A 13,924-nucleotide genomic window follows, 5' to 3' on the forward strand; every position below is an offset into this window, starting at 1 on the left:
TCAATGGGAGAAAAGGACAACCACCGTCGGTTCAAGCCGAGGAAGGGCCCCCGCCACGCACCGCGGCCTCGAGCGTGTTGCGGATGAGCATGGCGATGGTCATGGGCCCCACGCCGCCGGGCACGGGGGTGATGAACGACGCGCGCTCGGCGGCGGCCTGGAACTCCACGTCCCCCACCAGCTTGCCGTCCTCCTCCTTGCGGTTCATCCCCACGTCGATGACGACGGCGCCGGGCTTGATCCACGCGCCCTTCACCAGCTCCCGCACGCCCGCGGCCACCACGAGGATGTCCGCGCGGGACACCTCGGAAGGCAGGTCACTCTTGCTGTGGCACAGGGTGACGGTGGCGTTGCGCTGCAGGAGCATCAGCGCCATGGGCTTGCCCACGATGTTGCTGCGCCCCACCACCACCGCGCGCTTGCCGGAGGGCTCGCAGCCGATCTCCTCCAACAGGCGCATCACCCCCAGCGGCGTGCACGCGCGCGTCGCGGGACGGCCCAGCACCAGGTTGCCCGCGTTGAGGGGATGAAAGCCGTCCACGTCCTTCTCCGGCCGCACCGCGGAGATGATGACATCCGGGTCGATGTGCCGGGGCAGGGGCAGTTGCACCAGGACGCCGTGCACGGCGGGGTCCTCGTTGAGGCGACGCACCAGCGCGAGCAGCTCGTCCTGGGAGACGGTGGAGTCGCGGTGGTGCTCCCAGGAGCGGAAGCCCACCTCCTCGGCCGCCTTCTTCTTGCCGGTGACGTACGTCTTGGACGCGGGGTCCTCCCCTACCCGCACCACCGCGAGCCCGGGGACCAGGCCCTGCTCCGCCTTGAGGCGGTCCACCTCCGCCTTCACCTCCGCCCGGACGCGCGCCGCCACTGCCTTGCCATCGATCAACTGGGCCATAGGTCACCCCACTCTATGAGAGACTCCCCCGCGAGCAGGGAGGTAAACGGCGGCCATGGGCTCAGGAAAAGTGCTGGGGGCGATGATAGGTCTCATGGTCGGGCTGCTCATCGGCAGTCCCTGGGCCATCATCCTGCTCGGTGTCGTCGGCGGCGTCGTCGGCCACCGCTTCGACGAGATGAACGCCCTGCCCGCCGAGTCCCCCGACGCGCTCGCGGACTTCCCACCCCTGGCCCACCCGGGCTTCAGCGCCCCCAACGCGCCACTCGACGCGCGCTCCGTGCAGGAGGAGGCCGACGCCCACCTCACCCGCAGCCTGTGCGCGCTCTTCGTCGAGGTGGCCCGCGCCGACGGGGAGGTGCGGCGCGAGGAGGTGAAGGAGATCCGCCGCTATTTCGAGGAGGTCCTCAAGTACGGCCCGGACTCGCTCGACTTCGTGCGCGGCCGCCTCAAGGACTTCATCGCCGTGCCGCCCGACCTGGAGGACGCCGCGGCCGCCTGCCAGGAGGCCCTGCCGTCACTCGAGCGGCGGCGCCTGCTGGACGCGCTGTACGAGCTGTCGCTGGTGGACGGGGCGCTGCAGCGCTCCGAGCGCGAGGTGCTCGCCCGCGTGGGCGACGCGCTGGGCCTGTCCGCCGACGAGCAGCGCGCCATCGCCGCGCTGCACCTGGGGGACGCCTCGGCCCACTACGAGGCGCTCGGGCTGTCCTCCGGCGCCACGGACTCCGAGGTGAAGAGCGCCTTCCGCCGGCTCGCGGCCGAGCTGCACCCGGACAAGCATGCCCACCTGAAGGGCGAGGACGCCGACGAGGTGGCCCGCCGCTTCCAGGAGGTCCGCGACGCCTACGAGGAAATCCGACGCCTGCGCGGCCTGTAGCCCTGGGTTACAACCCGCGCGAGCGACTCGAAGAGAAAGCCCCCCCATGAGCCAGCACCGCAAGCCGCCCCCGCCCAAGAAGAAGGAAGAGGCCTTCCACAACAACCCCTTCAAGAGCGCCATCAAGGGCATCCAGGAGCAGGAGAAGAAGGAGAAGGAGGCCCAGGCCCGCGCGGCGGAGGAGGCTCGCAAGCAGAAGGCGCCCCCGCCCGCCGCCCCCGCGCGCAAGAGCCAGGCCGCGCACGAGAGCCCCGAGGACGAGGCGTCCCTCTTCTTCTCCGCCATGGACGGCGTGGCGCAGATCACCCACCGCGGCGAGCCCCCCAAGTCCAACCCCCGCCTGCCGGAGCTGGTGGACGAGAACGCGGAGGCGCTCGCGGAGCTGAGCGAGCTGGTCGCCGGAGGCCCGGGCGAGTTCGACATCGCCGAGGTGGGCGAGCACATCGAGGGCCTGGGGCCCGGCGTCGACCGCAACCTGCTGCGCTCGCTCCGGCGCGGGGACTTCTCCATCCAGGGGCAGCTGGACTTGCACGGCATGACGCAGCTGGAGGCCCGCGCCGCGCTGGAGCGTTTCCTGTCCGACAGCCGCCGCGCCCGCCGCCGCTGCGTGCTGGTGGTCCACGGCCGCGGTTTGCACTCCAAGCAACAGCTGCCGGTGTTGAAGGAGCTGCTCAAGGCGTGGCTCGCGCAGAAGCGCATCAACGCGGCGGTGCTGGCGTTCTGCACCGCACGTCCGCAAGACGGTGGGACGGGGGCGCTGTACCTGCTGCTGCGCAGGTGACGGCCGTATCCTTTACGCGCGCCCGGCACTGTGCATACATGCCGCCATGGCACGCGAACTGATCGACCTGCACATCCACGTGGGCGGCTCGGTGGCCCCCCACATCCTCTGGTCCATCGCCCATCAGCAAGGCTTCAAGCTCCCCGTCAAGACGTACTTCGACTTCGTGGAGCTCATCACCTCCCGTCCGGGCAAGGTGGGCAGCCTGGATGACTACCTGAAGATCCTCCACACCTGGACGGAGAAGATCCAGTCGTCGCCGAGCGCGATCGAACGCTCCGTCTACGAGATCATCGGCAAGGAGTACCGCGGCAGCCGGGTGACGCAGATCGAGCTGCGCTTCAACCCGATGAAGCGCAACCTGCACTCGGAGCTGGACCTGGACCACATCATCCACGCCGCGCTTCGCGGCATGGACCGGGCGGTGCTCGAGTACGGCGTGAAGGTGGGCTTCATCTTCTGCCTGGCGCGCGAGTTCGACCACCGGCTCAACAGCATCCTCGTGGACAAGGCCATCAAGTACCGCACGCGCGGCGTGTACGGCATCGACCTGGCCGGCACGGAGACGAACGCGATGGAGCTCAAGCCGGAGGTGGTGGCCCAGTACGAGGACCTCTTCGGCCGGGCGCGCAAGGCGGGCCTGAAGTGCACGGTGCACACGGGTGAGACGAAGGGCACGGGCGCCGAGGGCGTCATGTCCGTGGTGGACAAGCTCAAGCCGCACCGCATCGGCCATGGCATCCGCGCGGCCTATGACGAGAACGCGATGAAGGTGCTGCGCGAGCAGGACATCGTCCTGGAGCTGTGCCCCACCTCCAACCTGCACACCAAGGCGGTGGAGGGCATCGAGGAGCTGCGCCACATCGTCCGGACGTTCTGGGACCGCAAGGTGAAGTTCACCATCAACACCGACGGCCCCTACCTGCTCGAGACGGACATGCGCCGGGAGATCGAGCTCATCGAGAGCCACGGCATCCTCACGCCGGAGCAGGTGGACCAGACGCTGGCGTGGGCGCGCCAGGCGTCGTTCATCCCGGGCTGAGCAGCGAGCATGTACGGACTGACTCGCTCGCTGCTCTTCAAGCTGGACGCCGAACGCGCGCACCGGCTGGGGCTCTGGGGCCTGCGCCAGCTGGGGCACTCGCGCGACCTGTGCGAGTCCCTGCGGGAGCGGGCGCTGGAGGGCGTGCCGGCCTCGCTCGCGGTGGAGGTCGCCGGGCTGCGCTTCGCCCACCCGGTGGCCCTGGCCGCGGGCCTGGACAAGGACGCGGAGGCGGTGGACGGCCTGTTCGCCTGCGGCTTCTCCGCCGTGGAGGTGGGCACCGTCACCCCCCGCCCCCAGCCCGGCAACCCGACGCCCCGCCTGTTCCGCCTGCCGGAGCACCAGGCCGTCATCAACCGCATGGGCTTCAACAACCACGGCGCCGCCGTGGCCGCCCAGCACCTGCGCGCGCGCACCTGGCACCCCGGTCCCGTGGGCGTGAACCTGGGCAAGAACAAGGACACGCCGCTGGAGCGCGCGGTGGAGGACTACGTCGCGTGCGTGGACGCGCTCGGGCCCCTGGGTGACTACGTGGTGGTCAACGCGTCGTCCCCCAACACGCCGGGCCTGCGCAAGCTGCAGGAGCCGGAGGTGCTGTCGGCGCTCCTGGGCACGGTGCGGGCGCGGCTGGACACCGTGGCGCCGGGCAAGCCGCTGTTCCTCAAGATCGCCCCGGACCTGACGCCCGAGGCGGTGGACGAGGTGGTGGACGTGGCGCTGGCCCAGAAGCTCGCCGGCCTCATCGCCACCAACACCACGGTGGCCCGGCCCTTCGAGCACCCGCTCGCGAAGGAGGCCGGCGGCCTGTCCGGCGCGCCCGTGCGTGAGGCCTCCAACGCCGTCATCGCGCGCGCGTACCAGCGCTCGGGCGGGAAGCTGCCCATCATCGGCGTGGGCGGCGTCTTCACCGCGGCGGACGTGTTCCAGAAGCTGCGCGCGGGCGCGTCCCTGGTGCAGGTCTACACGGGCTTCATCTACGAGGGGCCGGGCATGGTGCGGGGGCTTCTGCCCACGCTGGCCCAGATGCTCGAGAGGGATGGGTACCAGAGCGTCGCCCAGTTGGTGGGCGCGGATCACCGCGGAGACCCGGGCACCGTCCAGGGCGACGACGACGCGCCCTGAAACACGAAGGGCCCCTCGCTCCGCCATGGGAGGACGAGGGGCCCCGCGTAAAAAAGTGAGCGCTCGCCGGCGCCTTGGAGTTTCACCGGCGAGCGCCCCGGGCCGTCTGACTTGGAGACGGGCCTCGAAAGCTATTCCTGGACGGTCAGCGAGCCTCCGACAGTGCTCACTTCCACCGTGTGGGTGCCCGCGCCGTAGGTCTTCTTCTTCGACCCGAGGCTGACAGAGCTCCCGTTGAAACTGCCCCCCACGGAACTGAATTCCACCCGCGCGTCCGCTCGCTCCGGCAGCTTCAGCCGGACGTTGCCCGACACCGTGCTGACCTCCGTGTCCTCGAGCTTCCGGGGAGCCAGTACCACCTCTCCCTCAACGCTGCTCACCGACAAACGTCGCTCCGAGCCGTTCACTTCCACACGGCCGTTGACGGTGGAGTGCTTCTGCGGGCCCGTCACCCCCTTCACCACCACCCCCGCGTTCACCACCGACACTTCCAGCTCCGACGCCTTCGGCACCTTCACCACGAAGCGCACCGCCCCCGCCGTGCCCTTGCACGACTGCCACCGCTCCTCGCAGGGGCCGCAGCACGCCCTCGCCCGCACCTCGTCACCCTCCTGGGTGACCTCGACGTCCATCCGAGGACCGGAATCTCCGGGATTTTCCGGAACAGCCTCGATTACCACACTATTCCCGTCTACCGCATCTACGCGAACGGCGCCATTAACATTGGACAGGTGAACCTGAGGGGTTCCGTCCGTGTCGAACTTCCAGGTCTGGGTCGCCGGCGCGGCGGCGAGGATGGCCAGGAGGGGCAGCAACATGGCGGGTGCTCCGAGGTAGGGTAGGTCCACCCCACCCTACGGAGGAGCCGGCCCCCCATTGCCGGCGAACGACGCGAAGTATCCACGGCGGTCTGACATTCCCTGGCTAGTGGCCGTGGACCACCCGTTGATACAGCGCGTCATGGAGGCGGATCAGCCGCTCCAGGGACAGCTCGCGGGCGACGAAGTCCCGGGCGGAGCGGCCCATGCGACGGGCCTTCTCGGGGTCCGAGAGGAGCTGGCTGATGGCCTGGGCGAGCTGGGCGGGGCGCTCGGGCGGGACGACGAGCCCGCGCTCGCCATCGCGCACCAGGTCGGTGTTGCCGCCCACGCGTGTCACGACCATGGGCAGGCCCGCGGCCATGCCCTCCATGACGGCGTTGGACATGCCCTCCGCGCTGGAGCACAGCACGCCCACGGTGGCGCGAGACAGGATGGCGGCCACGTCCGTGCGATGACGCAGGAAGTGGACGGTGTCGGAGACGCCCAGCTCCGCGGCCAGCTTCTCCAGGCCCTTCCTGCGGGGACCGTCGCCCACGAGGAAGGCATGCAGCGGCGTGCCGCCGTGGTGGAGCATGGCCAGGGCGAGCAGCAGGTCCTCCTGGCGCTTCACCGGGTGGTTCATGTTGGCGACGTGCACGAGCACCGGCGCGTCACCGGTGTCCGGCAGCGGCGCCTTGAGGCCCTCGCGCATGCGCGCATCGAAGCGGGCCAGGTCCAGGCCGTTGTGGATGACGGACACGCGGGAGGCGGACAGGCCCTCCTCCTCCACCAGCATGCGCCGGATGGCCTCCGCGTTGGCCACCACGTGGTCCGCCATGGCCGTCAGCCGCGAGTGCACGGCGCGCCGGGCGGTGCCCTGCCAGTGGGACAAGTCCAACCGGCCGACGATGACCTTCACGCCGGCGAGCTTCGCGGCGGGCACGGCGATGAGCGTGGAGTAGAAGTCGTGCACGTGGACCAGGTCCACGCGGTTGGACTTCAGCCACCGGGCCATGCGCATCACCTGGTACGCGGTGTTCGGCTGCGCGACGGAGCCCTTGAGCGGGAAGCTCTCCGCGGTGTGGCCCAGCTTCCACACCGCGCCCATCAGCGGGCCCGCGTCCTCGAGCACGGCGACCTGGAGCTGGTAGCTGGGGGGCAGGCCCCGGAGCAGCTCCAGCACCTGCACCTCCGTCCCGCCGATGTGGAACGAGCGGGTGAACTGCACCAGGCGCATGGGCCTGGCCCCCATCATCACCTCTTCACGCCGCATGTCCCGACCCCTCCCACGCCCCCACCGGTGCGGCGGACGAGCGCCCCTCTGGCACACCCAGCGACTCCTTGGCCTCCTCCGCCCGGGCGATGCGGTGCGCGGCGGCCGCCAGGCCGAAGAGCACGTAGCAGTGCGCGGACAGGATGTAGCCGGAGAACAAGTCACACACGAGATAGCCGGCCACCGAGGCCGACAGCGCTCGCGCCATCCACCCCATCGTGCGGCTGGCCGACGCGGCGAACGCCCCGCCCGACGCGCCTCCCGCGAACACCAGGAAGAAGGCCAGGCCCACCCAGCCCAGCTCTCCGATGACGTCCAGGAAGATGTTGTGCGCCACGTACGCGCGCGTCGCCTCCGGAGGCGCGTACTCCGCCCACGCGTAGCGGAAGCTGCCCGCGCCCACGCCCAACAGCGGCTTGTCCAGGCTCATGCGGCTGGCCACCTGCCACGCGTAGACGCGGCCCATGGCGGACGCGTCCTCGTGGAAGGCCGCCACCGTCTCGTTGCGCGCCCAGAAGCTCTCCGGCGCGAACACCACCAGGCCCACCACGAAGAGCGAGCCCACGACGATGGCCTGGATGCGGCGCTTCTCACGGAAGGCCCACAGGCCCATCGCCACGGTCAGGCCGATGAAGCCGCCGCGCGAGTGCGACAGGACGATGGCCACCACCGCCAGCACCGCCGCCACCAGACAGGCAATCCGCCACACCCAGGCGCTGCCCTTGCGGGCCACGAAGGCCACCGCCAGCGGCACCACCAGCACCAGGTTCATGGCCATGTGGTTCGGATCCGCGTACACGCCCACCCAGCGCGCGCGGAAGCCCTCCACCAGGTCCTCGCCCACCATGTACCAGTTGATGACGCCGATGGACGTCACCACCGAGGCCAGCACCATGGCGCCGCACACGACGACCAGCCGCTTGCCGCTGGTGATGACGTTGACGAGCGTCAGGTAGATGGCCGTCAGCTTCAAGAGCTCGATGCCCGTGTAGCGCGCGACCTCCGCGTTCACCGCCCACGACACGGACAGGACCGCCAGCGAGGAGAAGCCGATGAGCGCCCACCCTCGCGCTCCGTCCAGGTAGAGCGGCTCGCCGCGCCCCAACCTGCGAATCAACATCAAACCCGCCGCCACCACCGACGTCATCAGCGCCAGCCGCAGCGGCGCCATGGCCGGAATCCATTCGCCCGGCACCGCGTACATCACCGCGGCGAAAGCGGTCAGCGAATAGAAGGCCCACACGTCACGGCGCTGCCCCTGCTCTCCCGGCACCATGTCCCTCCTCCTCTGGCAGTCACGCGCGTACACCTCCGCGTGGGGCTGCCTGAAAGCAGAGGGCGTGCCAGGAGTCGGGCTCGCAACCGCCTGGATCTCCACGGGCCCGGAGGGCCTCCGGCGCACGGAGACCCTCCCAGGCTGAAAAAGCTACGGGACCGGGCCGCTCTCCATCGGGAGCACTTCGGAGGCCACGGGGCTCCACGTCGTGTCCTCGAGCCACGCCGCGCCCAGCTCCTCCAGCAGCTTCGCGAGCGTCACGCCCACCATGCGGCGCAGCTCCTCGCGGGCGGTCTGGGGCACCGCGCCCTCCAGCCCCGCCAGCGCGCGTTCAGCCGCGGACGCATGCAGCCGGGGCGCCTGCGGGGTGCCCTCGAAGAGACGGGCGCCCAGCTCCGCCCCACGGCCCAGGGGCACGGGGCGCGCTTCCGCCCGGCCGTCCAGGATGGCCATGGCCACCACGGCGGCGAACAGGCGCGGGACCCCCAGCGACTCGAGCGGCGCGCCGAAGCGGGCCACGGCCTGGCGCGCCGCCTCGGGCGTCCCGCCCAGCACCCCGCGCAGCACGTCCACCTGCGCCTCCGCGCGCGTGAGCACCGCCTCGCTGGCGGAAATCTCCCGCAGGGAGCGGAAGGGCACGGGCTCCGCGCCCTCCACCTTCAGCGCGCGACGGGGGCGCTTGCGGCGCAGGGCCTCCAGCGCGGCGGCCTCCTCCGGCAGCACCAGCAGCACGCCGTCCACCACGGCGCCGGGAGACTTCGCCAGCCGGTCCGCGCGGTACTTGAGCTGGAGCGTCAGCGTGAAGCCCGTCTGGAAGACGCGCCTGAGGGGCACGTCGCGCAGCACCTCCGTCGCCTGCGAGGGGTCCGCGCCCGTCAGGTACTCCAGGCCGAGCGACAGGGAGTCGCGCGTCATCTCCCCCACGCGGCGCACGGCGTCCAGGTCGCCAGGGTCCTCCAGCTCCGCGACCAGCGCCGCGTTGGCGACGCCCGCGAGCTCGTCCTCGGCGTTCTGCCGCTCCAGCGTCGTCAGGCCCCGGAAGGACGCATCGAGGTAGTCCACGTGGCCCTGCGAAGCGGCCAGCGCGCTGGTGACGAGGGGCTTCTTCGGCGCGGCCAGGTCCACGCGGCTGAAGAGCGCCACCGCGTCCTCCAGCGACGGGAAGCCCATGTCCACCAGGCGCCCCCTGCGGAACTGGAAGGCCGTCTCCTCCAGCTCACCGGGAATCTCCCAGCGTACGGCCTCCAGCAGGCGCACGGCCTCGAAGGGGTTCTCCGCGATGAGGTCGTTGACGAGCGCGCGCACGGCGGACATCTCCACGCCCTCGGCGGTGATCTCCACCAGGTAGCGCCCCTCGGGCGTCTCCAGCGTCACGCCCTGCGGGTTGACGTCCGGGTTCTCCTCCCGGTCATGCAGCACGACGAACTCGCGCAGCACCAGCTCCAGCACCTCCAGGTCCAGCGCGTGCAGCTTGCGCAGGTACTCGGCGGTGTCGTCGAAGCCGCCGCGCGCGGCGCGCAGCCACGTGAGCGCGGCGTGCGGGTCCACCTTGTCGCGCTTCCACGCGCCCAGGTCCACGAAGGCGCGGAACTGCGCGGGGGACGCGAGCTGTACCAGCTCCGTCGCGTCCGCCAGGCCCACCTCCTGGATGGTGAGGTAGAGGCTCTCCGGAGGCAGCGCGCGCACCACCGCGCCCGCATCCGCGCCCTCCAGCAGCGCTTCCATCCGCCGCCGGGGCGACAGCCCCATCAACCGCTGCTGCAGCTCGCGCAAGGCGAGCTGCGAATCCCTGCCATTTCCCTTGCCGTTCTCGGACACGGCGGCGTGCCTACCACAGGGCCCCTCCCACCGGGAGGGGAACCCCGCCCAAGCGGCCACTACCCGATGGAGTCAGTCCGGGTCCTGGGCGGCTTCGGCGCGCACCCTCGAGGCGCGGCCGAAGGTGTCCAGCAGCGCGCCCCAGACCTCGTCCACGCCCCGCCGCTCCGTGGAGGAGAAGGGCAGCACCGCCTCCAGCGGCAGGTCCATCAGCTTCGCCAGCTCCTGGAGCCGGGGGCGCGTCTTCGCCTTGGTGAGGCGGTCGATCTTGGTGGCGACCACCATCACCTTGCGCTTGTGGGCCTGGAGGTAGTCGAGCGTGGCCAGGTCGTCCGGCGTGGGACCCACCTCCGCGTCGATGATGCTCACCACGACCTCCAGGCGGTGCCGCTTCTCCAGGTAGGTGGTGATCATCTTCTCCCACTGGGCCTTGTCCGTCTTGCTGGCGCGGGCGAAGCCGTAGCCGGGCAGATCGCACAGGCGCACCTGGTAGCGGGCGGTGCCGCGCTCCAGGTCCACGTCGAAGAAGTTGAGCGTGCGCGTGCGTCCGGGGGTGTTCGACACGCGCACCAGCTTCTTGCGGTGGGTGAGCGTGTTGATCATGGAGGACTTGCCCACGTTGGAGCGGCCCACGAAGGCCACCTCCGCGGTGTGCCCCTGCGGATAGCCCTTGGGCTCCACGGCGGTGATGACGAAGCGGGCGTCGAGAATCTTGATCACGTTGCGGCTATTTCTTCGCGGTGGCGGGAGGAGGCGTCGCCGGGGTCGCCTCGGTCCGGGCGGCCCTGCGGGCGCGCTCGGCGGACCAATGGTCGATGGCCTTCAGCGACTCCTTGAAGTCGAACGGCCGCAGGGAGGGCGAGGAGGCGTCATGGCAGGAGCGGCATTGCTTCTCGGATGGGTCCACCAGCCCCACCAGCCGCGCCAGCTCCGGGTCCTTCATCACGTACTCCGGCGAGTAGTACTGCCCCCCACCGTGACATGTCTCACAGCTCACACTCGCCTGCGTCTGGGCCACCTGATCCGGCGAGTGGCACGACAGGCAGCGGCCGTCCTTCTGCTGCTGCTCGGACAGGGAGCTCACGGCCCGGGCGTGCTTGGACTGCATCCACGCCTCGTAGGCCTCCGGGTGGCAGCCCTTGCAGCTGTCAGCGCCGACGAAATCAGCCGCCCCCGCCACGCCGCAGAGGGCCAGCAGGAGGACGGGCAGGAGCCGGATGCCAGGAGCGCGCATGACCTCGCGAAGTAACACTCCCCTCCGGACGGGGCAAGGCGTCTCGTGGTTGAATGCCAGCGGGAATCGTCCGTTGAAAAGAGAGGGCAGCGCTTGAGCCCCGCCCGCCCTTTCCATTAGGGAGGATGTCGTGATGAGGACCTTGATTGCGCTCGCCGTGGTGGCCGTCTCCCTTCCCGCTGTCGCCAAGCCCTGGCAGGGCGTGGAGCCCGGCGTCACGAAGAAGGACGAGGTGGTCAAGAAGTTCGGTGAGCCCTCGCGCACCGTGAGCCAGGACGGCAAGGAGACCATCGCCTACCTGGGCAAGGAGGCCATCAAGGGCACCAGCCAGGCACAGTTCAAGGTGGACGCCGGCGGGGTCATCGAGCGCATCGACGTGTTCCCCGGGCCCATCATCGACAAGGAGACCATCGAGACGAGCTACGGCCCCGCGTGCCCCTCGGGTCCGGTGCCCTCGGCGCCCTGCTACCAGCGCAAGCTGACGGACGACTTCCGCACCTACTTCCTCTACCCCAAGCTGGGCCTGGCCATCTTCTTCAACGAGGACGGCAAGACGGTGCAGTCGCTCACGTTCACCACGCAGAAGGCCGCGAAGTAGGCCCGCGCCCGTGCACGTCTTCGGGCTGACGGGCGGCATCTCCTCCGGCAAGAGCACCGTCACCCGGATGCTGCGGGAGCTGGGCGCGGAGGTGCTCGACGCGGACGTGCTCGCCCGCGAGGTGGTGGAGCCGGGCACCCCGGGGCTGGCCGCCATCGCCGAGCGCTTCCCCGGCGTGGTGGGCCCGGACGGCCGGCTGGACCGGGCGAAGCTGGGCGCGCGCGTCTTCGGGAACGACGAGGAGCGCGCCGCCCTCAACGCCATCACCCACCCCCGGGTGCGCGAGGCCTTCCTCGAGAAGGTCCAGGCCCTGGAGGCCCGGGGCGTCACCCGGGTGGTCTACGACGTCCCGCTGCTCGTGGAGTCCGGGATGCACGCCTGGATGGAGGGCACGGCGGTGGTGTGGGTGCCCCGGGACGTGCAGAAGGCGCGGCTGATGGCGCGCGACGGGCTGGACGCGGCGGCGGCGGAGGCGCGGCTGGCCTCCCAGCTCCCCCTGGACGACAAGCGGGCGGTGGCCACGTGGGTCATCGACAACAGCGGGGATCTGACGTCCACCCGGGAGCAGGTGGAGTCGGTCTGGCGCGCCATGCTCGCGCGCGGCTGACGGGCGAGTATGCTGCGCGCGCAATGAGCGAGACGCGCAAGAAGGCCGGCGGCGGGACGTACTTCATCACCGGCTACCCCGGGTTCATCGGCAAGCGGCTGGTGGAGCACATCGCCCGGGAGGACCCGAAGGGCCACGTGTACGCGCTGGTCCAGCCCAAGGCGCTGAAGGAGGCCCAGAAGCACGCCTCCAAGCTGAAGGGCGCCACCGTGGAGCTGCTCACCGGCGACGTGGTGGACATGCACCTGGGCCTGTCGGGCGAGGAGTACCAGCGCCTGTGCGAGCGGGTGACGGACATCTTCCACCTGGCCGCCGTCGCGCAGCTGGGCGTGCCCAAGGACACCGCATGGCGCGTCAACGTGGACGGCACGCGCAACATGCTGGAGCTGGCGCGCGACTGCGAGCACCTGGCGCGCTTCAACCACTTCTCCACCTGCTACGTGTCCGGAGACCGGCTGGGCGTCATCGCCGAGGACGAGCTGGACCGGGGCCAGGGCTTCAGGAACCCGTACGAGGAGACCAAGTTCCAGGCCGAGCGGCTGGTGACGCGCGCGGGGGCGACGCTGCCCGTGACGGTGTACCGGCCCTCCAGCGTGGTGGGCGACTCGCGCACGGGGGAGATCGACAAGTTCGAGGGGCCCTACTACCTGGGCATCCTGCTGGTGACGTCGCCGCTCGTCGTGCCGCTGCCCCTGCCGGGCAACGGCGTGGCGCCGCTGAACGTGGTGCCGGTGGACTTCGTGGTGGAGGCGGTGTGGCGGCTGTCGAAGGACCCTCGCGCGGCGGGGCGCACCTTCCACCTGGTGGACCCGAATCCCATGAGCGCGCGGCGCGTGTACGAGCTCATCGCGGAGAAGGCGAACAAGAAGCTGCCGCGCTTCAACCTGTCCGCGCGCGCCGCCGACGTGATGCTGCGGCTGCCGGTGCTGGAGAAGCTGGCGCGTCCGCAGCGCGCGGCCATCAGCTACGTGAACCACCTGGCCATCTACAACTGCCACAACACGCTGGAGCTGCTCGATGGCTCGGGGGTGCGCTGCCCTCCCCTGTCGTCGTATCTGGACCAGCTGGTGGCGTACGTGCGGGAGCAGTACCGCAAGCGCCGCGAGGGCTCCGAGGTGGAGGACCCGCTGGACCAGGGCACCGCGACGGGGTGAGTTCGTGGGCTGGGCGAGGGGCCGGCCGTGCTAGACAAGACGGCCTCATGGCACGCACGTTCCAGGTAGGCGACACCTTCACGCATGTCCGCGAGTGCGACCTGTACCGGCCGATCTACTACGCGGGCGCATCCGGGGACTTCAATCCCATCCACATCGACCCGGAGGTCGGCAAGGTGGCCGGCCTGGGGGGCGTCATCCTCCAGGGGTTGTGCACCCTGGGCTGGGCGGTGGAGGCCGTGGCGGTCTTCGTGGGAGACCCGGGCCGCATCCGCAGGGTGAAGGTGCGCTTCTCGCGCCCCGTGCGCCCCGAGGACACCGTGACGTTCGAGGGCAAGGTGACGTCCATCGAGGGCGACCGGATGGTCACCGAAGTCACCGCCACCAATCAGCGCGGCGAGGCCGTCCTCAAGGGCGCCGTCGTCGAAGCCTCCCTGGGATAGACCA

At 70.5% G+C, this 13,924-nt stretch carries 15 protein-coding genes; 8 read left to right on the forward strand and 7 right to left on the reverse strand.

Features of this window, described 5'->3' with window-relative positions; all coding sequences use genetic code 11:
* Positions 1 to 31: 31 nt before the first annotated feature.
* Positions 32 to 895: a bifunctional methylenetetrahydrofolate dehydrogenase/methenyltetrahydrofolate cyclohydrolase FolD gene (gene folD, locus K8625_RS30110; protein ID WP_223784657.1), complete on the reverse strand. Its 864-nt coding sequence runs from the start codon at positions 893 to 895 to the stop codon at positions 32 to 34.
* A gap of 94 nt (positions 896 to 989) precedes the next feature.
* On the opposite strand from folD, the gene K8625_RS30115 reads away from it, so the two are divergent.
* From K8625_RS30115 to K8625_RS30130, 4 genes are read left to right on the forward strand one after another with little or no spacing between them, the layout of a single operon-like run.
* Entirely contained in the window at positions 990 to 1,772 is a 783-nt protein-coding gene (locus K8625_RS30115; protein WP_370641999.1) for a TerB family tellurite resistance protein, read from the forward strand.
* A 46-nt stretch (positions 1,773 to 1,818) separates the two neighbouring features.
* A complete protein-coding gene (locus K8625_RS30120; RefSeq protein WP_223751749.1) occupies positions 1,819 to 2,553 on the forward strand; it encodes a Smr/MutS family protein in 735 nt (244 codons plus the stop codon).
* 46 nt (positions 2,554 to 2,599) lie between these two features.
* A complete protein-coding gene (locus K8625_RS30125; RefSeq protein ID WP_046713272.1) occupies positions 2,600 to 3,595 on the forward strand; it encodes a hypothetical protein in 996 nt (331 codons plus the stop codon).
* Positions 3,596 to 3,604: 9 nt separating this feature from the next.
* Complete coding sequence (locus tag K8625_RS30130; RefSeq protein ID WP_223751750.1) at positions 3,605 to 4,717, forward strand: quinone-dependent dihydroorotate dehydrogenase; 1,113 nt, start codon at positions 3,605 to 3,607, stop codon at positions 4,715 to 4,717.
* Positions 4,718 to 4,848: 131 nt separating this feature from the next.
* On the opposite strand, the gene K8625_RS30135 is transcribed toward K8625_RS30130, so the two are convergent.
* The 6 genes from K8625_RS30135 to K8625_RS30160 form a co-directional block, all read right to left on the reverse strand.
* The gene (locus K8625_RS30135) at positions 4,849 to 5,535 is read right to left on the reverse strand and encodes a DUF4097 family beta strand repeat-containing protein (protein WP_223751751.1); all 687 of its coding nucleotides are present in this window, start codon (positions 5,533 to 5,535) and stop codon (positions 4,849 to 4,851) included.
* Between the two features lie 106 nt (positions 5,536 to 5,641).
* Positions 5,642 to 6,790, reverse strand: coding sequence for a spore coat polysaccharide biosynthesis glycosyltransferase ExoK (gene exoK, locus K8625_RS30140; protein ID WP_223751752.1), 1,149 nt, complete (start codon positions 6,788 to 6,790; stop codon positions 5,642 to 5,644).
* Positions 6,780 to 8,066 (reverse strand): spore coat polysaccharide polymerase ExoJ, encoded by a 1,287-nt coding sequence (gene exoJ, locus K8625_RS30145; protein ID WP_223751753.1) that lies wholly within the window; start codon positions 8,064 to 8,066, stop codon positions 6,780 to 6,782. Before exoJ ends, exoK begins: the two co-directional genes overlap by 11 nt.
* A 150-nt stretch (positions 8,067 to 8,216) precedes the next feature.
* Entirely contained in the window at positions 8,217 to 9,884 is a 1,668-nt protein-coding gene (locus K8625_RS30150) for a DUF6178 family protein (RefSeq protein ID WP_223784659.1), read from the reverse strand.
* A gap of 72 nt (positions 9,885 to 9,956) precedes the next feature.
* Positions 9,957 to 10,604, reverse strand: coding sequence for a ribosome biogenesis GTP-binding protein YihA/YsxC (gene yihA / locus K8625_RS30155; protein WP_141332450.1), 648 nt, complete (start codon positions 10,602 to 10,604; stop codon positions 9,957 to 9,959).
* A gap of 7 nt (positions 10,605 to 10,611) precedes the next feature.
* Positions 10,612 to 11,118, reverse strand: coding sequence for a cytochrome c3 family protein (locus K8625_RS30160; RefSeq protein ID WP_141332449.1), 507 nt, complete (start codon positions 11,116 to 11,118; stop codon positions 10,612 to 10,614).
* Between the two features lie 133 nt (positions 11,119 to 11,251).
* Here K8625_RS30160 and K8625_RS30165 point away from each other — a divergent pair, with 133 nt between their 5' ends.
* Genes K8625_RS30165 through K8625_RS30180 form a run of 4 tightly spaced genes read left to right on the forward strand, consistent with a single transcriptional unit; the run spans position 11,252 to position 13,920 of the window.
* Positions 11,252 to 11,716 carry a hypothetical protein gene (locus K8625_RS30165; protein ID WP_223751755.1) on the forward strand — a complete coding sequence of 155 codons (465 nt, stop codon included), beginning with the start codon at positions 11,252 to 11,254 and terminating at the stop codon, positions 11,714 to 11,716.
* A 10-nt stretch (positions 11,717 to 11,726) separates the two neighbouring features.
* Entirely contained in the window at positions 11,727 to 12,323 is a 597-nt protein-coding gene (coaE, locus tag K8625_RS30170; RefSeq protein WP_223784660.1) for a dephospho-CoA kinase, read from the forward strand.
* Positions 12,324 to 12,346: 23 nt separating this feature from the next.
* Positions 12,347 to 13,477, forward strand: a complete 1,131-nt coding sequence (locus K8625_RS30175; protein WP_194869521.1) for an SDR family oxidoreductase — start codon at positions 12,347 to 12,349, stop codon at positions 13,475 to 13,477.
* Positions 13,478 to 13,524: 47 nt separating this feature from the next.
* Complete coding sequence (locus K8625_RS30180) at positions 13,525 to 13,920, forward strand: MaoC/PaaZ C-terminal domain-containing protein (RefSeq protein WP_141332446.1); 396 nt, start codon at positions 13,525 to 13,527, stop codon at positions 13,918 to 13,920.
* Positions 13,921 to 13,924 lie beyond the last annotated feature (4 nt).

It is taken from the genome of Myxococcus sp. AS-1-15 (assembly GCF_020037055.1).
Taxonomy (GTDB): domain Bacteria; phylum Myxococcota; class Myxococcia; order Myxococcales; family Myxococcaceae; genus Myxococcus; species Myxococcus fulvus.